The 19,692-nt window shown below is 61.4% G+C and carries 25 protein-coding genes; 13 read left to right on the plus strand and 12 right to left on the minus strand.

The window, feature by feature from the left end:
• Positions 1 to 16: 16 nt before the first annotated feature.
• The 3 genes from DT23_RS01655 to DT23_RS01665 are packed head-to-tail and all read left to right on the plus strand — an operon-like array spanning position 17 to position 2,609.
• Entirely contained in the window at positions 17 to 850 is an 834-nt protein-coding gene (locus tag DT23_RS01655; protein ID WP_420804672.1) for a TatD family hydrolase, read from the plus strand.
• On the plus strand, positions 847 to 1,665 hold the full coding sequence (locus tag DT23_RS01660) for an MBL fold metallo-hydrolase (protein WP_038127462.1): 819 nt from the start codon (positions 847 to 849) through the stop codon (positions 1,663 to 1,665). The genes DT23_RS01655 and DT23_RS01660 overlap by 4 nt, the downstream gene beginning before the upstream one ends.
• Positions 1,662 to 2,609: an AEC family transporter gene (locus DT23_RS01665; protein WP_038127463.1), complete on the plus strand. Its 948-nt coding sequence runs from the start codon at positions 1,662 to 1,664 to the stop codon at positions 2,607 to 2,609. The genes DT23_RS01660 and DT23_RS01665 overlap by 4 nt, the downstream gene beginning before the upstream one ends.
• 6 nt (positions 2,610 to 2,615) lie before the next feature.
• Here DT23_RS01665 and irrA read toward each other — a convergent pair whose 3' ends face one another.
• Entirely contained in the window at positions 2,616 to 3,041 is a 426-nt protein-coding gene (gene irrA / locus DT23_RS01670; protein ID WP_051696966.1) for an iron response transcriptional regulator IrrA, read from the minus strand.
• 148 nt (positions 3,042 to 3,189) lie between these two features.
• Between irrA and fabA the strand changes: the two genes are divergently transcribed.
• From fabA to DT23_RS01690, 4 genes are read left to right on the plus strand one after another with little or no spacing between them, the layout of a single operon-like run.
• Positions 3,190 to 3,699 (plus strand): bifunctional 3-hydroxydecanoyl-ACP dehydratase/trans-2-decenoyl-ACP isomerase, encoded by a 510-nt coding sequence (fabA, locus tag DT23_RS01675; RefSeq protein ID WP_038127466.1) that lies wholly within the window; start codon positions 3,190 to 3,192, stop codon positions 3,697 to 3,699.
• 28 nt (positions 3,700 to 3,727) lie between these two features.
• A complete protein-coding gene (fabB, locus tag DT23_RS01680) occupies positions 3,728 to 4,954 on the plus strand; it encodes a beta-ketoacyl-ACP synthase I (RefSeq protein WP_038127757.1) in 1,227 nt (408 codons plus the stop codon).
• Positions 4,955 to 4,980: 26 nt separating this feature from the next.
• Positions 4,981 to 5,769: an enoyl-ACP reductase FabI gene (locus DT23_RS01685; RefSeq protein WP_038127467.1), complete on the plus strand. Its 789-nt coding sequence runs from the start codon at positions 4,981 to 4,983 to the stop codon at positions 5,767 to 5,769.
• Between the two features lie 47 nt (positions 5,770 to 5,816).
• The gene (locus DT23_RS01690) at positions 5,817 to 6,488 is read left to right on the plus strand and encodes a haloacid dehalogenase type II (RefSeq protein WP_038127469.1); all 672 of its coding nucleotides are present in this window, start codon (positions 5,817 to 5,819) and stop codon (positions 6,486 to 6,488) included.
• 4 nt (positions 6,489 to 6,492) lie between these two features.
• On the opposite strand, the gene DT23_RS01695 is transcribed toward DT23_RS01690, so the two are convergent.
• Positions 6,493 to 7,089, minus strand: coding sequence for a hypothetical protein (locus DT23_RS01695; protein WP_038127472.1), 597 nt, complete (start codon positions 7,087 to 7,089; stop codon positions 6,493 to 6,495).
• Positions 7,090 to 7,149: 60 nt separating this feature from the next.
• Here DT23_RS01695 and DT23_RS01700 point away from each other — a divergent pair, with 60 nt between their 5' ends.
• Both DT23_RS01700 and DT23_RS01705 read left to right on the plus strand, forming a co-directional pair.
• Positions 7,150 to 7,971 (plus strand): alpha/beta fold hydrolase, encoded by an 822-nt coding sequence (locus DT23_RS01700; RefSeq protein WP_038127473.1) that lies wholly within the window; start codon positions 7,150 to 7,152, stop codon positions 7,969 to 7,971.
• A 9-nt stretch (positions 7,972 to 7,980) separates the two neighbouring features.
• Positions 7,981 to 8,880: a DMT family transporter gene (locus DT23_RS01705; RefSeq protein ID WP_038127474.1), complete on the plus strand. Its 900-nt coding sequence runs from the start codon at positions 7,981 to 7,983 to the stop codon at positions 8,878 to 8,880.
• A gap of 47 nt (positions 8,881 to 8,927) precedes the next feature.
• Here DT23_RS01705 and efp read toward each other — a convergent pair whose 3' ends face one another.
• Complete coding sequence (gene efp / locus DT23_RS01710; RefSeq protein ID WP_038127476.1) at positions 8,928 to 9,497, minus strand: elongation factor P; 570 nt, start codon at positions 9,495 to 9,497, stop codon at positions 8,928 to 8,930.
• Between the two features lie 99 nt (positions 9,498 to 9,596).
• Between efp and epmA the strand changes: the two genes are divergently transcribed.
• Complete coding sequence (gene epmA, locus DT23_RS01715) at positions 9,597 to 10,628, plus strand: EF-P lysine aminoacylase EpmA (protein WP_038127480.1); 1,032 nt, start codon at positions 9,597 to 9,599, stop codon at positions 10,626 to 10,628.
• A gap of 4 nt (positions 10,629 to 10,632) precedes the next feature.
• Here epmA and DT23_RS01720 read toward each other — a convergent pair whose 3' ends face one another.
• The 5 genes from DT23_RS01720 to DT23_RS01740 all read right to left on the minus strand — a co-directional run bounded on the left by DT23_RS01720 (position 10,633) and on the right by DT23_RS01740 (position 13,656).
• Positions 10,633 to 11,010, minus strand: coding sequence for a DUF2237 family protein (locus DT23_RS01720; protein ID WP_038127483.1), 378 nt, complete (start codon positions 11,008 to 11,010; stop codon positions 10,633 to 10,635).
• Between the two features lie 34 nt (positions 11,011 to 11,044).
• A complete protein-coding gene (locus DT23_RS01725; protein ID WP_038127759.1) occupies positions 11,045 to 12,205 on the minus strand; it encodes a serine hydrolase domain-containing protein in 1,161 nt (386 codons plus the stop codon).
• A gap of 161 nt (positions 12,206 to 12,366) precedes the next feature.
• The gene (locus DT23_RS01730) at positions 12,367 to 12,876 is read right to left on the minus strand and encodes a MarR family winged helix-turn-helix transcriptional regulator (RefSeq protein WP_420804673.1); all 510 of its coding nucleotides are present in this window, start codon (positions 12,874 to 12,876) and stop codon (positions 12,367 to 12,369) included.
• Positions 12,877 to 13,003: 127 nt separating this feature from the next.
• Entirely contained in the window at positions 13,004 to 13,279 is a 276-nt protein-coding gene (locus tag DT23_RS01735) for an FAD assembly factor SdhE (RefSeq protein WP_038127485.1), read from the minus strand.
• Positions 13,276 to 13,656 (minus strand): helix-turn-helix domain-containing protein, encoded by a 381-nt coding sequence (locus DT23_RS01740; protein ID WP_038127486.1) that lies wholly within the window; start codon positions 13,654 to 13,656, stop codon positions 13,276 to 13,278. Before DT23_RS01740 ends, DT23_RS01735 begins: the two co-directional genes overlap by 4 nt.
• Before the next feature lie 82 nt (positions 13,657 to 13,738).
• Between DT23_RS01740 and DT23_RS01745 the strand changes: the two genes are divergently transcribed.
• From DT23_RS01745 to DT23_RS01755, 3 genes are all read left to right on the plus strand, one after another.
• Positions 13,739 to 14,941: a pyridoxal phosphate-dependent aminotransferase gene (locus tag DT23_RS01745; protein WP_038127764.1), complete on the plus strand. Its 1,203-nt coding sequence runs from the start codon at positions 13,739 to 13,741 to the stop codon at positions 14,939 to 14,941.
• A gap of 31 nt (positions 14,942 to 14,972) precedes the next feature.
• Positions 14,973 to 15,374: a hypothetical protein gene (locus tag DT23_RS01750; RefSeq protein ID WP_038127488.1), complete on the plus strand. Its 402-nt coding sequence runs from the start codon at positions 14,973 to 14,975 to the stop codon at positions 15,372 to 15,374.
• A 174-nt stretch (positions 15,375 to 15,548) separates the two neighbouring features.
• Positions 15,549 to 16,145 (plus strand): sulfotransferase family 2 domain-containing protein, encoded by a 597-nt coding sequence (locus DT23_RS01755; RefSeq protein ID WP_038127489.1) that lies wholly within the window; start codon positions 15,549 to 15,551, stop codon positions 16,143 to 16,145.
• A gap of 59 nt (positions 16,146 to 16,204) precedes the next feature.
• Here DT23_RS01755 and DT23_RS01760 read toward each other — a convergent pair whose 3' ends face one another.
• From DT23_RS01760 to urtC, 4 genes are all read right to left on the minus strand, one after another.
• Complete coding sequence (locus DT23_RS01760; RefSeq protein WP_051696967.1) at positions 16,205 to 16,774, minus strand: CHAP domain-containing protein; 570 nt, start codon at positions 16,772 to 16,774, stop codon at positions 16,205 to 16,207.
• Between the two features lie 179 nt (positions 16,775 to 16,953).
• The gene (gene urtE, locus DT23_RS01765; protein WP_038127767.1) at positions 16,954 to 17,649 is read right to left on the minus strand and encodes an urea ABC transporter ATP-binding subunit UrtE; all 696 of its coding nucleotides are present in this window, start codon (positions 17,647 to 17,649) and stop codon (positions 16,954 to 16,956) included.
• A gap of 13 nt (positions 17,650 to 17,662) precedes the next feature.
• Complete coding sequence (gene urtD, locus DT23_RS01770) at positions 17,663 to 18,421, minus strand: urea ABC transporter ATP-binding protein UrtD (protein WP_038127491.1); 759 nt, start codon at positions 18,419 to 18,421, stop codon at positions 17,663 to 17,665.
• The gene (urtC, locus tag DT23_RS01775; RefSeq protein ID WP_038127493.1) at positions 18,418 to 19,641 is read right to left on the minus strand and encodes an urea ABC transporter permease subunit UrtC; all 1,224 of its coding nucleotides are present in this window, start codon (positions 19,639 to 19,641) and stop codon (positions 18,418 to 18,420) included. Before urtC ends, urtD begins: the two co-directional genes overlap by 4 nt.
• Between the last annotated feature and the right edge of the window lie 51 nt (positions 19,642 to 19,692).

The raw sequence follows: 19,692 nt of genomic DNA on the forward strand, positions 1-19,692 counted from the left end.
GCGAAAGGAGCCTTTTGTGACCCTCCCCGAGATTACCACGCCCCCCGAAATCACCGACAGCCATTGCCACCTCGATTTCCCCGATTTCGCGGGTGAGTTGGATAAGGTCATCGCGCGCGCCAATGAAGCCGGCGTCACGCGCATGGTCACGATTTGCACCCGGCTGAAAAACGAACCCTCGGTGCGCGCCATCGCGCAAACCCATAAGGGCGTTTTCTACGCTGCGGGCACCCATCCGATGAGCGTGGCCGAGGAACCGATGGTCAGCGTGGCCGATCTGGTCGCACTCGCGGCGCATCCCAAGTTCGTCGGGATTGGCGAAACCGGGCTGGATTATCACTACACCGCGGAAAGTGCGCAGGCGCAAAAGACCTCGTTGCGTATTCATATCGAGGCCGCGCAGGAAACCGGATTACCGCTGATCATCCATGCGCGCGATGCCGATGAAGATATGGAAGCGATCCTGACAGAAGGGATGAAGATCAAACCCTATCCCTGCGTCATGCATTGCTTTTCCTCCGGTCCGCGTCTGGCGCAGGCAGCGATTGATCTGGGGTTTTACCTGTCGATGTCGGGCATCGCGACCTTCCCGCGCAGTCAGGAGGTGCGCGATATTTTCGCGACCGCGCCGCTGGATCGCATCCTCGTGGAAACCGACAGCCCCTATCTTGCCCCCCCGCCCCATCGCGGACGGCGCAACGAACCCGCCTATTCCGCGCTGACCGCCAAGGTCGGGGCCGAGGTGTTCGGCGTCTCCATCGACGATTTCGCCGCCGCCACGCAGGCCAATTTCGACCGGCTGTTTGCCAAAGCCGCCCAACATGGCGAGCGCGGGAGCCTGCCCGCATGAGCCGCCTGCGCTTCACCATTCTGGGCTGCGGCTCGTCGGGCGGCGTGCCCCGGATCGGCAACCATTGGGGCGAATGCGACCCCGCCAATCCCAAGAACGCCCGCCGCCGTTGCTCGATGCTGGTGGAGCGCATCGGCGCGCAGGGCCGCACGCAGGTCCTGATCGACACCTCGCCCGATATGCGCGCGCAGTTACTGGATGCCAAGGTCGGCACGCTGGACGCGGTGGTCTACACCCATTCCCACGCCGATCATGTCCACGGCATCGACGATCTGCGCCAGATCGTGTTCAACATGCGCAAACGCCTGCCCGTCTGGGCCGATAGCGACACGCAAGAGGCGCTGCTGAACCGCTTTGCCTATGCCTTCGTGCAGCCCGCTGACAGCAATTACCAACCGATTTGCGACCTGCAGGCGATCCGCCATGAAACCGCGTTCGAGGTCACCGGCGCGGGCGGCACGATCCGCTTTCAGCCGTTCCGCGTCGAGCATGGCAATATCGACGCGCTTGGCTTTCGCATCGGTCCGCTGGCCTATCTACCCGATGTCTCGGCGATCCCTGATCCGGCTTGGGCGCATCTTAAGGGCTTGGAATGCTGGGTGCTTGACGCGCTGCGCCGCACGCCCCATCCGACGCACGCGCATCTGGCGCAATCGCTGGAGTGGATCGCGCGCGCCCAGCCCGCAAGTGCCGTGCTGACCAATATGCACATTGATCTGGACCATGACGCGGTGGCGCGCGAAACGCCCGATCATATCCGTCCGGCCCATGACGGGATGGTGCTGGAGTTCGACGCCCCCGACAGCCCCGAATGAGTTCGCTGATCGACGTCATCCTGCCGGTCTTTCTGGTGCTCGGCTTTGGCTATCTGGTCGCGTGGCGCGGGATGTTTTCCGACAGCGCCGTTGATGGGCTGATGCGCTTTGCGCAGAATTTCGCGGTGCCGGTTCTGCTGGCGCGCTCGATTGCCAATCTCGATCTTGGCCAAAGCTATAACTGGGGCATGATGAGCGCGTTTTACGCAGGCGCGCTGGTGTCATTCGCCATCGGGATCGCGGGCGCGCGGGCGATGGGGCGCACCGGGCCGGAAAGCGTGGCGATCGGGTTCGCCTGCCTGTTTTCCAACTCGCTGCTGCTGGGCGTGCCGATCACCGAGCGCGCCTATGGCACCGACGCCCTGTCGGGCAATTTCGCGATCATCTCGATCCACGCGCCGCTGCTGTATACTATCGGTATTCTCACGATGGAGGGCGTGCGCAATCATGGCACCGGCGCGGGTCTGGGCCGTGTTGGGATGAATGCGCTGGTCGGCGTTGTGCGCACGCCCTTGGTGATCGGGATCATGACCGGTTTCGCGATCAAGCTGGGCACGGCTCTGACGGGCTATCCGCTGCCCCATCCGCTGCAAGCGGGCATGGATATGATGGCGCAAGCGGCGCTTCCGGCAGCGCTGTTTGGCTTGGGCGGCGTGCTGTATCGCTACCGCCCCGAGGGCGATGGCCGCGCGATTGCGATGATTACCGCGCTCTCGCTGGTGGTGCATCCCGCGATTGCCTATGCGCTGGCGCATTTCGCGTTTCACGTCGATACAGCGGCGCTGCGCTCGGCCACGCTGACAGGCGCGATGGCACCGGGCGTCAATGCCTATATCTTTGCCAATATCTACGGGGTCGGGCGACGCGTTGCGGCCTCGGCGGTGCTGATCGCCACGGCGCTGTCGATCCTGACGATTTGGGGCTGGCTGGCCGTTCTGCCCTAGGCTGCGTTAAGTACGCCGCACCCGGATCACCACATCCACCCGAGTTACCTGCGCCCCCTCGGGCGCTTTGGGCACACGGGCCAGTTCCAGTTCTTCGGCAGGCGCATCGGAAATCCGGTTCTCGTCTTCCCAGAAGAAATGCGGGTGATCATCCGTGCGCGTGTCGAAATAGCTGCGCGAGCCATCTACCGTGACTTCATGCATCAGCCCGACCTCGCAAAACGCGCGCAAGGTGTTGTAAACCGTCGCCAATGAGACCTTTTCACCCGCATCGCGTGCCGCCGCATAGAGGCTTTCGGCGGTGACGTGACGGTTTTCGCCATCGCCCACCAAAAGCGCCGCCAGCGCCAGACGCTGCCGTGTTGGCCGCAAGCCTGCCGATCCCAACCAAGACTGGGCGCGCGATTGCATCAAATTGGGTGTCACGGACATCTCATCACTCCTCCCTTACATATATGCAGGGTTCTTGGTCATAATTCAATGCAGCTGCGACAACCGCTCCGTCCCCTTGCCCTTGCGCCGATTGGCGCGGCAATGATAGAGAATTGGAAAGATAGGGCAGAACCAGCAGGGGGCAGGTATGACAGGGTTTCCGACGAGCTTCGGGAAAGAGGATCTCCTCAAATGCGCGCGCGGCGACCTATTTGGCCCCGGCAATGCGCAGCTTCCCGCGCCGCCGATGCTGATGATGGACCGCATCACCGAGATTTCGGGCGATGGCGGTGCGCATGGCAAGGGCCATGTGGTCGCCGAATTCGATATCACGCCCGATCTGTGGTTCTTTGAGTGCCATTTCCCCGGCAACCCGATCATGCCGGGCTGTCTGGGCCTTGACGGGCTGTGGCAGCTCACCGGGTTCAACCTTGGCTGGCGCGGCTGGCAGGGGCGCGGCTATGCGCTGGGTGTCGGCGAGGTCAAGCTGACCGGCATGGTGCGCCCGGATCGCAAGATGCTGACCTACAAGATTGATTTCACCAAAGCCATTCAAACGCGCCGCCTGACCATGGGCGTGGCTGATGGCATTGTCGAGGCCGATGGCGACGTGATCTATCAGGTCAAGGATATGAAAGTCGCGCTCTCGGAAACCTGAGCGCTAACGAGAGAAAATGGAGGGCCGCATGCGCCGTGTCGTCATTACCGGGCTGGGCATCGTCTCGCCCATCGGCAACTCAGCCGAAGAAGTCACCGCCAGCCTGAAGGCCGGCAAATCGGGCATCACCTTTCAGCCCGAATATGCTGAACTCGGCTTTCGCAGTCAGGTCGCGGGCGTGCCCGTGATTGATCTGGCCGCCAATATCGACAAACGCCAGTTGCGGTTCATGGGGCCGACAGCCGCCTATGCCTATATCGCGATGGCGCAGGCGATTGCCGATGCGGGGCTTGAGCAGTCCGACATTTCCAACGAGCGCACTGGCCTGATCGCAGGCTCGGGCGGACCGTCCACCTCGAGTTTCTTTGCGGCGCATCAGATCGTTCAGGAAAAGGGCAGTCCGAAACGGATCGGCCCGTTTGCGGTCACCAAATGTATGTCCTCGACCGTCTCGGCCTGCCTTGCCACGCCGTTCCAGATCAAGGGCGTGAACTACTCGATCACCTCGGCCTGCTCGACCAGCGCGCATTGCATCGGCAACGCCGCCGAACTGATCCAGATGGGCAAGCAGGACATGATCTTTGCGGGCGGCGGTGAAGAGGTCGACTGGACGCTGTCCTGCCTGTTTGATGCGATGGGCGCGATGAGCTCGAAATATAACGATACGCCCACCACCGCCGCGCGCGCATTCGATGCGACCCGCGACGGGTTCGTGATCGGCGGCGGCGGCGGCATGCTGGTTCTTGAGGAACTGGAACACGCCAAAGCACGCGGCGCGAAAATCTACGCTGAAATCACCGGTTACGGCGCGACCTCGGATGGTTATGACATGGTTGCCCCCTCGGGTGAGGGCGGTGAACGGGCGATGAAACTTGCGGCCTCCACCTTGGCCGAGGGACGCAAGATCACCTATATCAACGCCCATGGCACCTCGACCGTGGTTGGCGATGTTGTCGAGGTCGAGGCCGTGCGCCGCGCGCTTGGCGATGATCACGCGCCGATCAGTTCGACCAAGTCGATGACCGGGCACGCGCTTGGCGCGGCGGGTGCGAACGAGGCGATCTACTCGCTTTTGATGATGCAGCACGATTTCATCGCGCCCTCGATCAACGTCACCCAGCTTGACCCTGGCATCCGCGAAGGCGAAATCGCCACCAAACTGGTCGAGAATGTGAGCCATGATTCGGTGCTTTCCAACAGCTTCGGCTTTGGCGGCACGAACGCCTCGCTTTTGATGAGCAAATACAAAGACTAAATTAGAAAATCTTGGCGAGGACGGACATGGCAGATCTGATGAAGGGCAAGCGCGGCCTCGTGATGGGCGTCGCCAATGAGCGCTCGATTGCGTGGGGCATCGCCAAGGCGCTGGCCGATGAGGGCGCGGAACTGGCGTTTTCCTATCAGGGCGAGGCGTTTGGCAAGCGGGTCGAACCGCTTGCTGCCAGCGTCGGTGCCAGCCTGCTGGTCGATGTCGATGTGACGGATGATGCCTCGATGGATGCGGCCTTTGCGCAGATCAAAGACGAATGGGGCAGCCTCGATTTCGTGGTCCACGCCATCGCCTTCTCTGACAAGAACGAGCTGACGGGCCGTATCATCGACACCTCACGCGACAACTTTAAGAATTCGCTGACGATTTCCTGCTACAGCTTTATCGACGTGGCCAAACGGGCCAGCGAATTGATGAATGACGGCGGCTCGATGATCACGCTGACCTATATGGGGTCGCAGCGCGTGACGCCGTTCTATAACGTGATGGGCGTGGCCAAGGCGGCGCTGGAATCGGCTGTGCGCTATCTGGCCGCCGATCTGGGACCGGATGGCATTCGCGTCAACGCCATCTCGCCCGGCCCGATGAAAACGCTGGCGGGCGCGGCAATTGGCGGGGCGCGCAAAACCTTCCGCCACACCGAGGCCAACGCACCTTTGCGCCACAACGCCACGCTCGAGGCGATCGGTGGCACCGCCGTTTACCTGTGCTCGGATTACGGCGCTTGCACCAGCGGTGAGATCATCTCGGTCGATAGCGGCTATCACGTCATGGGCATGCCCGCCGCCGATAACCTCTAGGCGAATGCCTGCCCCGCGCGCTAGACTGGTCGCGGAGAGGAGCCATCATGTCCATTCAGCTTTGCGTCTTTGACGCTTACGGCACGTTGTTCGATGTCGATGCCGCCGCGCGCGATCTGGCGCTAGAGGAGCCGCCCCTGCAGGAAATCTGGCCACGACTGGCCGCCGATTGGCGGCGCAAACAGCTTGAATATAGCTGGCTGCGCGAGATCATGGGCGATTACGTCGATTTCTGGCAATTGACCCGCGACGGGCTGGACTGGGCGATGGAGGCGCAGGGGCTAAACGATCCCGAACTGGCCAATCGCCTGATGGCCCTTTATCGCGAATTGCCCGCCTATCCGGAAGTCCCCGAGATGCTGGAAGCGCTGCACCTTCGCGGCATCGGGCGCGCAATTCTGTCCAACGGCTCGCCCGATATGCTGGAGGCTGCGGTGCATACCGCCGGAATCGGGCCGCTGCTGGATGAGGTGCTGTCGGTTGCCGATCTCGGCCGGTTCAAACCGACCGCCTCGGTTTACAAGCTGATCGCAGATCGCATGGGCGTCGCGCCCGAACAGACTGTGTTTGTCTCCTCCAACGGCTGGGATGCAGCGGGCGCGGCCAAGGCCGGGTTCCGCGTGCTTTGGATCAATCGCGCGGGCGCACCGCCCGAACGGCTGCCCTACAAACCTGCAGCAATCCTGAACGATCTGCGCGCCGTGCCCGATTGGGTATAGGCGCTTAATCGTCCTCCCCCATCTTTCGCAGCGCATTGCGCAGCCGCAAGGTCTGCGCGTTAAACCCCGCTGCATCGCCATAATCGACGAAATCGCAGTAATGGCCATGCTGCCCTTCAACGCGGCGCGCATGTTTGATCGGACACCAGAATTGCTCGGTGCGCGCGGCGACTTCACGCACATAGCTCAGCAGCCCGTTGCCATAGCCGCAATAGACGCAGTTCAGTTTCTGCAACGCGTTCAGATAGGCCAGATGTTGACGGTCAATCGCGATGTGATCGGCGCGTTTCACCTTGGCGATATGATAGATCGGAAAGCAGATCACCTGATAGATCGTCACGAAAATATCGAGCAAAACGAATGGGATAATGAGCGAATAGATCACCGGAGCACTCAGTACCACCATCGGGCGTGTGCGCTTGAGGAAAATCCACAAATTCACCCGCGCACGCCGCTGCGCCTCACGCGTGCTTTGCTCAAACACCACGCGATTATGTTCTAGCCGATACGCCATCGCATCGCGGCGCATCGCCCATTCCGCCTCGATTTCCTCTTCGATCTCATTCAGTTTTTCGTGCAATCTATCAAGCTTATCAGGCATGGAACTCTCCTTTGAACGCAGTATGATCCCAGCAGCCACAGCATGCCAGAGGAGAGCGACATGAAGTTTTTCACCGCCGATGACGGGGCAAAAATCGCCTATCTTGATGACGGCACGGGCGTGCCGGTTTTGGCGCTCGCGGGGTTGACGCGCACGGTGCATGATTTCGACTATATGGCGCCGCATCTGGACGGTATCCGTTTGATCCGCATGGATTATCGCGGGCGTGGGCAAAGCGACTGGACGGGCCAGACCAGCTACAGCGTGCCGCGCGAAGGGGCGGATGCGCTGCAACTTCTCAACCATCTGGGGCTTGATCGCGCAGCAATCCTTGGCACCTCGCGTGGCGGGCTGATCGCGATGTATCTTGCGGCGACCGCGAAAGAGCGCATGACCGGCCTTTGCCTCAATGATGTCGGTCCGGTGCTGGAGCAGGACGGGCTGAACAAGATCTTCGACTATATCGGGCGCAATCCGGCGGCCAAAACCCATGCCGAGATGGCGGCAAAGCTGCCTGCCGCGATGACCGGCTTTGCCAATGTTCCCGAGGGCCGGTGGCTGGAAGAAAGCCACCATCACTATCGGCAAACCGACACGGGGCTGATCATCAACTACGACCCTGCCCTGCGCGAGGCGTTTCTGGACGCCTTCAAGCATGGCGTCGCCGAGGCCTGGCCGCTGTTTGACGCCTGCGCCGAGCTACCGATGGCGCTTATTCACGGCGCGAATTCCGATCTGCTCAGCGACGCGACGGTCGCCAAGATGCGCGCACAGCGCCCCGATATGATCTACGCATCCGTGCCCGACCGCTCGCATATCCCGTTTCTCGACGAACCAGAGGCGCTGGCGGCGCTGCGAAGCTGGATCGCCAAGCTAAACTAGCTCCTGCGCATGAACGAGGCCCGCATCACCCTGATCGCCAGCGCGATCACCCTCACCACTGGCGTAATCTGGGGCCTCTACTGGCTGCCGGTGCGCGCCTTGGCCGATCACGGTTTTGCAGGCGCTTGGGGTACCTTGGTCATCACGCTCGGGGCGCTGATCGTGCTGGCCCCCGGTGCCTATGCGCGCCGCTTCGACATCGCGCGCAGCCCAAAATTCGCTTTGTTTTCCATCGCATTAGGTGGGGCGGCCTTTGCGCTCTACTCGATCGGATTTCTCTATGGCCGGGTCGCGCTGATCATTCTGCTTTGGTGCCTCACCCCAGTCTGGAGCACGCTGATCGCGCGGTTCATCATGGGCTGGCCCACGCCGGCCTTGCGCATCTTGGCGATGATCGTCGGGATCGTGGGCCTTGCGCTGATGTTGGGCGCTGGGGGAGGATTGCCACTGCCGCGCAACGTGGGAGAGTGGATGTCGCTGCTCGGAGGTCTGCTATGGTCAATAGCGACGACGGGTATGCGGGCGAAATCCACGCTGCAACCGGGACCGTCGGCCTTTGTCTTTGCGCTTGGGGCGGCGGCCGCCTGCGCTGTGCTTGTGCCGATCCTGCACCCCACGCCAACAGTGCAAGAGACACAAGGCCTGCTCGCCCCGCTTGCCCTTGCGCTGGTTTCGGGCGCGCTGTGGTGGGGGCTGTCGCTGGCGGCGTTGCTGTGGGCCACCCAACGCATCGACCCCGCGCGTATTGGCATCCTGATGATGACCGAGGTGGTGGTGGGCGCGGCCTCGGCTGCTGCACTTGCCCATGAAACGCTGTCCACGCTTGAAATGGCTGGCGGCGCATTGGTGCTGGCCGCCGGAGTGCTGGAGCTATGGCCCGTGAAACCTGCCCAGCGTGAACAAACGTAAAAAGGCGCCCCGAGAGGCGCCCTTTCAAACCATCAGTCGCGACAGGATCAATCCTTGGCGCGCTCCACATAGGTGCTGTCGTCGGTGTTGATCACGATGCGTGTGCCCGCGCCGATATGGGGGGGCACCATGACGCGGATGCCGCCCGTGCAGGTCGAAGGTTTGTAGCTGGAAGACGCCGTCTGACCCTTGACGACCGGCTCGGTTTCTTCAACCTCAACCGTCACCTTTTGGGGCAGTTCAATCGCAATCGCAGCCCCTTGGAACGTCTTGAGATACACTCGCAGACCATCGCGCAAAAACACTTTCGCATCGCCAATCACGTCTTCTTGGACCGCAATCTGCTCGTAAGTGTTGGGCTCCATAAAGTGATAGCCCTCGCCATCCTCATAGAGGAAGTCATACTCGTCATCCTCAACATGGGCGCGCTCAACCTGCTCGGTGGTGCGCCAGCGCTCGCTGACCTTGGTGCCATCGGAAATGCGGCGCATATCGACCTGCGTCACGGGCGTGCCCTTGCCGGGATGGATGTTTTGGGCCGTGATCACGACATATAGCTTGTCGTCGATTTCAAGCACATTGCCCTTGCGGACCGAAGACGCGATGACTTTGACCATGGGATATCCCTTGTGAATTCGCAAAAAACAGGCTCTGGCGCCCGGATTGCTGAGCGCCTAAACCATTTGGACCCGGATTTCCAGCCTGAAAGCCACGCTATGCCCCGCCCCTTCTGGCATCCTGACCGCCATGCCGACCGCCGCCCCGCGCTGCTGGCGCGCAATCGCATTCAAACCGCGATCCGGGGCTGGCTGGCGGATGAGGGCTTTCTTGAGGTCGACCCCAGCGCGCTGCAAACCAGCCCCGGCAACGAGGCGCATCTGCACGCCTTTTCGACCCAAGCCATGGGCAATGACGGGCAGCCGCGCACGATGTATCTGCACACCTCGCCTGAATTCGCGATGAAAAAGCTGCTGGCGGCGGGCGAACCCCGGATCGCGACCTTCGCCCATGTTTGGCGCAACCGCGAGCGCGGTGCCCGCCACAGTCCGGAATTCACCATGCTGGAATGGTATCGCGCGGGCGCGGATTACACCGATCTGATGGCTGATTGCGCCGCGATCTTGCGCCTTGCCGCACAGGCGGCCGGGGCCACGCTGTTTGTCCATAACGGCGTGGACTGCGACCCGTTTGCTGTGCCCGAGCGGCTCTCGGTGGCCGACGCTTTCACGCGTTATGCCGGGATCGATCTGCTGGCGACCTGCGACGAGGTGACAACCAATGCCGCGGCCCTGCGTGCGCAATGTGACAGCATCGGCTTTAGCGTGGCCGCTGATGATAGCTGGTCGGACATGGTGTCAAAGCTGCTGGTCGCCAAGGTCGAGCCGCATCTGGGCCATGGCCGCGCGACGATCCTGGATCGCTACCCGCTGGCCGAGGCCGCACTGGCCCGCCCCACCCCGGATGATCCGCGTCTTGCCGAGCGGTTCGAGCTATACGCGTGCGGGGTCGAGCTGGCCAACGGCTTTGGCGAGCTGACCGACGCGATCGAGCAACGCCGCCGTTTCACCGCCGATATGGACTTAAAAGAGCAGCTTTACGGCGAGCGCTATCCGCTGGACGAAGACTTCCTCGCCGCCCTTGCGTTCATGCCCGCCGCCTCGGGAATCGCACTTGGTTTCGACCGGCTGGTGATGCTCGCCACCGGCGCGCCCAAAATCGACGATGTGATCTGGGTGCCGGTGGGCTAAGGCGCTATTTGCTTTGCGCTGCGTGTTCCTTCAGAACCGCCAGCGACACTTCGCGTAGCGCATCGCGATGGGTTGAGGCAAGCATGACCTTGGGCGCGCACCCCTCTAGCGCTGCATCGGCAAACCGCGCCGCACATAGGCACCAGCGGTCCCCCGGCTTGAGCCCCGCGAACCCGTATTCGGGGCGCGGCGTGCTCAGGTCATTGCCGACATATTTCGACCAGGCCAGAAATTCCGCCGTCATCAGCGCGCAAACCGTATGCGAGCCGGAATCCTCCCAGCAGGTGTTGCAACTGCCATCGCGGAAAAACCCGGTCATCGGGCGTTTCGAGCAAGGCTGCAACGCCTCGCCCAGCACATTCACCGCCTCATACATCTGCATCGCGCTTGGCCCCTTTCACAAAGTCGGCCCCTTTTCACAAAGCTTCCGCGATGCGCCGCAGCATGGCAAGGTTTTCCGCGTCCACGCCATCCCCTTTGAAGCCGCGATCGGCGGAATTGACCGCAATTACGGCATTATGGGCGGGATTGATGTAGATATACTGGCCGTAAATCCCATGCGCGAAATAATCGCCGCCATGTTGGGCCGTATCGGTGGGCACCCACCATTGAAAGCCATAGCCCGCCCCGCCCGGCGCTTGCAGTGACGTCGAGGCCGCGACCCAATCGGCGGGCACGATCTGGTGGCCTTGCCATTGCCCGTCTTGCAAAAACATCTGCCCAAAGCGCGCATAATCGCGGGTGCGCAGGTTCAGCCCGCCCAGCACAAACGAGGTGCCCTCGCCATCCGTCAGCATTACCGGCGAGGCCTCCAGCCCCAGCGGTTTGATAATCAGATCATCCATCGCTACCGCCGGATCGGCCCCAGTGGCCCCCGCAATCACCATGCCCAAAACATGAGTATCGATCGAGACGTAATGCATCCGCGCCCCGGGATTGGCCGCGCGCATTTTCAGCGAGGCGGCGAAATCATTCATCGACCCGCCCAGCGCCAGCACCCGGCCCATGCGGTTGATGTCGGAATTGTAATCGAGATAATCCTCGTTAAAGGCCACCCCCGAAGACATCGTCAGCACATCGCGAATGCTGGCCCCGTCATAAGCCGAGCCCTTGAGCGCGGGCGCATATTGCGTCACCTGCGCATCCAGATCGGGGATCGTGCCGTTGTCATGTAAAATGCCGAAGGTGGCGGAGAGAAAGGATTTCGCGACCGACCAGCTGATACGTTCGTCATCGGGCTTGGTGTCGCGGTAATAGTCCTCAAACACCCGTTTGCCATCATGCAGCACCACCAGCCCCGTCACCCAGCGCCGGTCGATCCAATCCTGCGCGCCTGCGGGCAGCGTGATCTGCGCGCCCTCGGGCAAGGGAGCCACCGGCCCAGCGCCACGATCCAGCACGCGCGAGCGAAACAGCGCAGGCATATCCGAGAAATTGGCAGTGATCCGGTCGGCATCAAACAGGTGATTGACCGCCCAAAGCCGCGCGATTTCCTGACGCTTCCATATCGCCAGCCCCGCCACGACGATCACCAAGACAGCCAGTATTCGCAACGTCCAACGTAGAAATCTCCGCATGATCCCCTCCCCAGGATTATCCGGGATCACCCAAACACGCGCCGTCCCGCTCTCACAAGCAAGACGGCGCGTCACCACGGAAATTCTCGGCTTGCCGAACCACAGCATCGCCCAGCGCGCGGATCAGCGGCGCGTGTATCGCAGACATAACCAGCGCGCGCTCAGTAGATATAGCGGATCTGGTCAGACCAATAGCGTTCCATCCGGCGCAGCGTGTGGTTCATCTCTTCCATCGCCTCAAACGAAATCACCCCGCGCGCATCCATCCCTTGGGCGTGACGTGCGAACAAGGCCTCAACGCTTTCGCGCAACTCGCGGCCCTTGGGCGTCAGACGCACCCGCACCGAGCGGCGGTCAATCTCGCAGCGTTGATGGTGCATATAGCCCGTCTCGACCAGCTTCTTGAGGTTATAAGACACGTTGGACCCTTGGTAATAGCCCCGCGTCTTCAGCTCGCCCGCCGTCACCTCATTCTCACCGACATTGAACAGCAGCAACGCCTGCACCGGGTTAATTTCAAGGATGTTGAGCCGTTCAAACTCATCCTTGATCACATCCAGCAACAGCCGGTGCAGCCGTTCCAGCAGCGCCAGACTGTCCAGATAGCCCGCCATCAGCCCCGGCGGTCCCGGCGCAGGCGCCATATCATTTCCCATTTTCTGCACGGTCATTCGATTCTCCGCGAGTTCGCATTTCTAGGCTGCAACACTGGCGGGAAATGGCAAAGATACCGTTAAGTGCCCCAAACGCCCAATTTTAAGGCATTTTTGCGCACTCAGCTGGGGGAATCGTCCGGGATTAGCTGTGTGGCGTGTGGCGCGCGCGGGCGAATTCGCCGATCTGGGCCAACAGCGCGCGATACTGCGCGGGGCATGGCTGCACACCCGAAACCCACGGATATAAGTCCTGATCGTTTTCTTCGAGCAGACGGTCGTACATATCCAGCGTAGGCGCATCTAGGCTGGCCAGCCGCTCATCGGAAAACGGCCCCAAGATCATGTCCATTTCCTTGGTGCCGCGCCGCCAACTGCGCATCCGCATCCGTTTCAGGCGCGCTTCTGCCGTCTCGCTCATTCGCTTTCTCCTGCCAAAAGCCGCTTTTCCAACCGGCCCAACCGCGCATCCAGCTCTTCCAGCCCCGTGCGCACTTCGCGGATCTCGCGCACGAGGGCACGATCCGCCCCCGGCTCTGCCACCAGATCGGGCGGACCGTCAAGCCCAGCGCCCTCGCCCGTCAGCAGCCACATCAGCGTCACGTTCAGCATCCCGGCCAGCATCTGCAAGCGATTGGCGCGCGGCTCGGCGACGTCGTCTTCCCACGCCGCAAGCGTTTCCAGACGCACGCCCAGCTTTTGCGCCAGCGCCTCCTGGCTTAGCCCCGCCGTTTCGCGCGCCCCCGCCAATCGGTCGCCAAAGGTCGCGCTCGCCTCGCCATACCAATCTTGCGCCATGATCGACTCCTGCTCTGTCTTGATTGCACTCGCGCGCAAGCCTAAGACCGTTGACGCAAAGTTACAAACCGGAGGCGACCCGATGGCATTCCTTTCCGACACGCTTGCGCGCGTGAAACCCTCGCCCACCGTCGCGATGACGGGCAAGGTCGCTGATCTGCGCGCGCAGGGGCGCGACGTGATCGGTCTGTCGGCGGGAGAGCCGGATTTCGACACGCCCGATAATATCAAAGCAGCGGCAAAAACGGCGATTGATGCGGGGCGCACGAAATACACCGCTGTGGATGGTATTGCCGAACTCAAGGCCGCGATCTGCGCCAAGTTCGCGCGCGAAAACGATCTGAGCTACACGCCGTCGCAAGTCTCGGTTTCATCGGGCGGCAAGCAGGTGCTGTTCAACGCGTTGATGGCCACGCTCAACCCCGGTGATGAGGTGATCATCCCGACGCCCTATTGGGTCAGCTATCCTGACATGGTGCTGATCGGCGGCGGCACGCCCGTTTTCGTGCAAGGCGAGGCCGCACGGGGATATAAAATCAGCCCAGAGGCGCTGGAAGCCGCGATCACACCGCAGACCAAGTGGTTCCTGTTCAACTCTCCGTCCAATCCCTCGGGCGCGGCCTATTCGCGCGCGGAGCTGCGCGCGCTGACCGATGTGCTGATGCGCCATCCGCATGTCTGGGTGATGACGGATGACATGTACGAACATCTGGTGTTTGACGGGTTCGAATTCAGCACGCCCGCGCAAATCGAGCCGGGGCTGTATACACGCACGTTGACCGTCAATGGTGTCTCCAAGGCCTATGCGATGACGGGTTGGCGGATTGGTTATGCGGCGGGGCCGGAACCGCTGATTGCGGCGATGCGTAAGGTGCAGTCGCAATCGACCTCGAACCCCTGCTCGATCAGCCAATGGGCGGCGGTCGAGGCGCTTAACGGCCCGCAAGACTATATCACCACCTCGCGCGCAGCCTTCAAACGCCGCCGCGATCTGGTGGTGGCGGGCCTGAACGCCTGCCCCGGCATCACCTGCCCCACGCCCGAGGGCGCGTTTTACGTCTACCCCTCGATCAAGGACTGCATCGGCAAGACCTCGGCAGGCGGCGTGAAAATCACCGATGACGAAAGCTTCGCCAATGCGCTTCTGAACGAGGGCGATGTCGCCGTGGTCTTCGGCGCGGCCTTCGGGCTTTCGCCAAACTTCCGCATCAGCTACGCTACGTCAGATGAGGCGCTAATCAAAGCCTGCGCGCGCATCAAAAACTTTTGCGAAGGGCTGCGATAAGGCCGAAACCGGCCAGCGGGGACACAGGTAAATGGGCGATCTGCCAGAATATTACTTTCGGGTAAAAGACAACGGTGCGGCGGTGTTTCGCGTCGACACCGAGAACCGTCAGCGCCGCATCGAGATGGACCAGATCGCGGTTGTGAACGTCAAAAACGGCGAGATCAAACCCCAAGGCGAACGCATCCTCACCCCCGAGGATCGCGCCGAGATCGAGGCCTGGATCACCCACCGCCGCGAGGTTTTGGGCGCGCGCGAAGTCGATGATATCCTGCGCGCCGTCGATCACCTCAATCTTGTGACGCAATGGGCGCAGTCCAAGGCCACCGACGCCCAGCTAGAGGAAATCACCGACACCCTGTTGCTAACCATGCACGACCTGCGCACGATCTTGGTGCGCAAGAAAGCAGACCGATTGATTGGGGACAGTTGAAAGGGCGCAGCCTTGCGTGACCGATCGCAAAAAATCGCGTCGTAAACGTCCTTAATAACGCGTCCTTCACCTTTGGTTGGTAAGGTGCAATCACGCCCTCCCGCTGCTAAGGCGAAATCTTCAAGCAAACCAAATTTGCACAAAGCACCTAATCTCAAGTGAGGCAAACGCCCCGTGTTAGTCGATCATCGCGCGAAGCTTATCTCGATTTCCGTGCCCAAAACCGGAAGCACGTCGATCCACCATGCGCTGAAAAGGGCTCTGGGTGCCAAGAATGAAGTCAAAAGCAAGCTCGCGCCGGTTTATCACCTGAATGCCGAAGACATACGCAAAATCATCGGGCCTCAGACGTTTGATTCCTATTTCTCGTTTGGAGTCACCCGCAATCCGTTTGACCGAATGGTCTCGCTATATCACGACTTCCACGACCAACGGGGCGTGATCAAAGCGGACACGTTCGAAGATTTCATCCTCAACCGCTTTGATGAAGCATGGAGCCAGCAGCTCCACTTTCTCCCGCAATCGTTTTTCCTTCACGCAGCCAGCGGACAGGTCACGTCTAAGGCTTATCGCTTTGAAGACGGTCTCGAAAATATTCTGGCGAACATTGTGGACCGGCTGGGTCTTGAGAACGTCGCAATCGGGCATGCCAGAAAAAGCGAGCGCAATAAATGGCAGGACTACTATTCGAATACGAAAACGGCAGATGTTGTGCGCAAAGTTTACGCCTCTGATTTTGAGGCGTTCAACTACGCAACCGAGGTGCAGTAGGTCTTACAACGCTTCACCCTCAAGGCCCCGCCGCACTCAACTGCGCGCATGCGCCCCGTTCACGCCCCGTTAAAGATAAAGCCCGACACCGGATATACGCTGCCCAGCGCGTTGGGCTGGCTCATCACGCGCACTTGGCTCCAGTCGTTTTTGGGCGAGACATCCATCACGACCATATTGAGCGAAACCTGATTGCGCTTCCAGTTGGCGTGATCAATGCGGATCTGGCGTGGCGAGTCGACAGCCGAGACGACCGCGACATGGCCCAGCGGTATCTTGCGGCTGGACGAAAACGCCATCACTGCACCAACTTTGGGCGTATGGCCGCGCTCGTAAGCGCCATTCGCTTTCGACCACCACGTCCGCGCATTGCCGCGAATTTCAATCCCCGAGGCATTGCGCGCAAACGGCACGCACCAAACCCGCTGGCGCTTGGCGCGCATCTTCTTGGCCACGGCGACCGCGTAGGCGCGACGCTCCACGGACACGCCCGACTGCTCCTGCGCGCTGGCAAAATTCATCGCCCCGCCGGGATTGCCACCATCGCCACAGGCGGACACGGCCAGCAGCGCGGCAATCAGAAGGGGCAGGCGAAAGTTTCGTTTCGGGGCGGTCAGGCTATGGGGCATGGGGGCACTGTCTCAAACGCATCGGGGCCGATTATTTTGGCCAGTTATGATGCTCAACTTTTAGCGAGAAAACCGCGATGCATGAAAGGCAAACCGTGTTAAGGGACGGAAAACGGGCGGAAACCCGCCGATCACTTTGCGCGTGTTCATTGCAGGCGGGCGCCGCACAATGGCGGCCATCAGACCGAAACCACCTCGCGCAACGCTTCCCGCGTCAGCGTCTCTTTCGTGCCCTCCATCGCGACCGCGCCGCGTTTGAGAACGTAGAACCGGTCCCCCAGATCATGCGCGAAATCGAAATACTGCTCGACCAGCACAATCGCGATATCGCCCTTGTCGCGCAGGTAGGAAATCACCCGCCCGATCTGCTGGATGATGTTGGGCTGGATGCCCTCGGTCGGCTCGTCCAGCAACAAAAGCTTGGGCTTCATCAGCATCGCGCGCGCAATCGCAAGCTGCTGCTGCTGACCACCCGACAGATCGCCGCCACGGCGGTTCAGGAACTCCTTGAGGATCGGGAACAACTCGTAAATCTCGTCGGGAATGAAATGCTCCGATTTCGGCAGGCAGGCAAAAGCGGTCTCCATATTTTCGCGCACACTCAGCAGCGGGAATATCATCCGCCCCTGCGGCACATAGCCCAGCCCCGCGCGCGCCATCGCCTGCCCCGGCACGCGCCCCATCTCGGCCCCGTCCAACACCACATCCCCACCCGAGCGGATATGCGTTCCCGAGATCGCCTTGAGCAGCGAGGTCTTGCCCACCCCGTTCGTGCCCATGATGCAGGTCACCTCGCCCGCGCGCGCCTGCATGTCGATGCCATACAGGATTTGCGAGCCGCCATAATGCAGCGTCAGCCCTTGCGTCTGTAGCATCGCGGTTTTCACATCAGCGTCCAAGATACACCTCGATCACCTTTTGATCCGCCGTCACATGATCCAGCGATCCTTCAGCCAGAACCGAGCCCTCATGCAGTACCGTCACCCGGCAATTCAGACGGCGCACGAATTCCATGTCATGCTCGACCACGACCACCGCGCGAGTGCGGGCGAGATCGACGAGCAGCGCCGTGGTGGCCTCGCGCTCGGCCAAGGTCATGCCGGCGGCAGGCTCATCGACCAGCAGCAGCTTGGGTTCCTGTGCCAGCAGCATCCCGATTTCCAGCCATTGTTTCTGCCCGTGACTTAGCTCACCCGCCTTGCGCGGCAGCTGATCGGCCAAACCGACCTGCGCGGCGATCTCGGCCACGCGGGCATCGTCCTTGCCCCCCGCCCGCCAGAACAACACCCTCCACGGGCTGCGCGCCGCCTTGAGCGCCATCATCAGATTGTCGGTGACCGATTGATCCTCAAACACCGTGGGGCGCTGGAATTTGCGCCCGATCCCGGCGCGCGCGATCTGCGCCTCGTTGCGCCGCAGCAGATTGGCCGACATCGGTCCCCATAAAACCGTGCCCTCATCGGGGCGCGTCTTGCCGGTCACGATATCCATGAACGTCGTCTTGCCCGCGCCATTGGGGCCGATCACCGCGCGCAACTCGGCTGGCCCGATGTTGAAACTGAGGTTGTTGATCGCCTTGAACCCGTCAAAGCTGACCGAGATGCCCGAGACTTCTAGTAACGTGCCAGAGCCTGCGCCGATATTCATTCCCGCGCCTCCTCTTCTTGCAAGCTGCCCGCATCGGGGCCAAGCGGCGCACCGCCGCGCCTTGGGGGGCGCAGCCCTGCAATCAGCTCGACCAGGCCCGACAGCCCCTTGGGCGCAAGCAACGTGACCAGCACGAAGCTAAGCCCCAGCAGCACCTGCCACCAATCGACCCATTTGATCGTATAAAACCCAAGCGGCACGTCAGGCACCCGCCCCCCGGTGAACCAGCTTGAAACGATAGAGACGAAAAATGCCCCCATCACCGCGCCATACAGCCGCCCGCGCCCGCCAATCGCCACCCAAACCGCGAGATAAATCGAGGCAATCGGCGCCATCTCTCCGGGGTTGATGATGCCCGCCTGCGGATAATACAGCGCCCCCGCAATCGCCGCGATCACCGCCGTGAGGGTAAAGACGAACAGCTTGAACCCCTCGACCGGATAGCCCAGAAACCGCACCCGCGCCTCGTCATCGCGAATGCCGCGCATCACCGAGCCGAACTTGCCCGACACGATCGCCGCCGCCAGCACATAGCCCAAAGCCAGCGCGCAGGCCGAGGCCCACAGAAACCAGACCGAGGAATGATCCTGATCCGCGCTTAGCCCCGGAATGTTTTGCAACCCCGACAGCCCGTTATTGCCGCGCAACCCGCTTTCGTTCTGAAACAGATACAGCGACAGCGCCAAGGTCATCGCCTGCGTCAGAATCGACAGATACACCCCTGCCACACGCGAGCGAAACGCCAGCCAGCCAAAGACCAGCGCCAGCAGCCCCGGCACCAACACGACGAACAACAACTGCATCGGCAAGCTACCCGCAAAATGCCAGATCGCGGGCAGTTTCGAGCTGCCCACAACGCCGAATATCTGACTGCCAATCGCGTCTTGCAACTCGTGCGGCGTCATCGGAAAATCGCTGGCGGATTTCAGCACGATATCGCGCGTGCGCTCATACATCAGCCACATGCCGATCATGTAGCCGCCAAGCCCGAAAAACGCGAAATGACCAAGGCTAAGAATGCCCGTATAGCCCCAGACCAGATCCATCGCGATGGCGATCAGGCACAGGCACAGCGTCTTGCCCAGCGTCTTGACCATCGAGGTCGAAATCACCCCCGGCCCGTAGGCGTGGCTGAGCAATGTGATCACCAGCGTAAAGATCGCAAGGATCAGCAGGAACCAGATCACCGAGGGGTTCTTGGCCAGAAATCCGGGTCTCATGCGCCTACCTCCGATGTCGGAGCGGGGGTTTCGCACCCCCGCACCCCCGCG

Origin of the sequence: Thioclava indica (assembly GCF_000714545.1) — a bacterium.
Classification (GTDB): domain Bacteria; phylum Pseudomonadota; class Alphaproteobacteria; order Rhodobacterales; family Rhodobacteraceae; genus Thioclava; species Thioclava indica.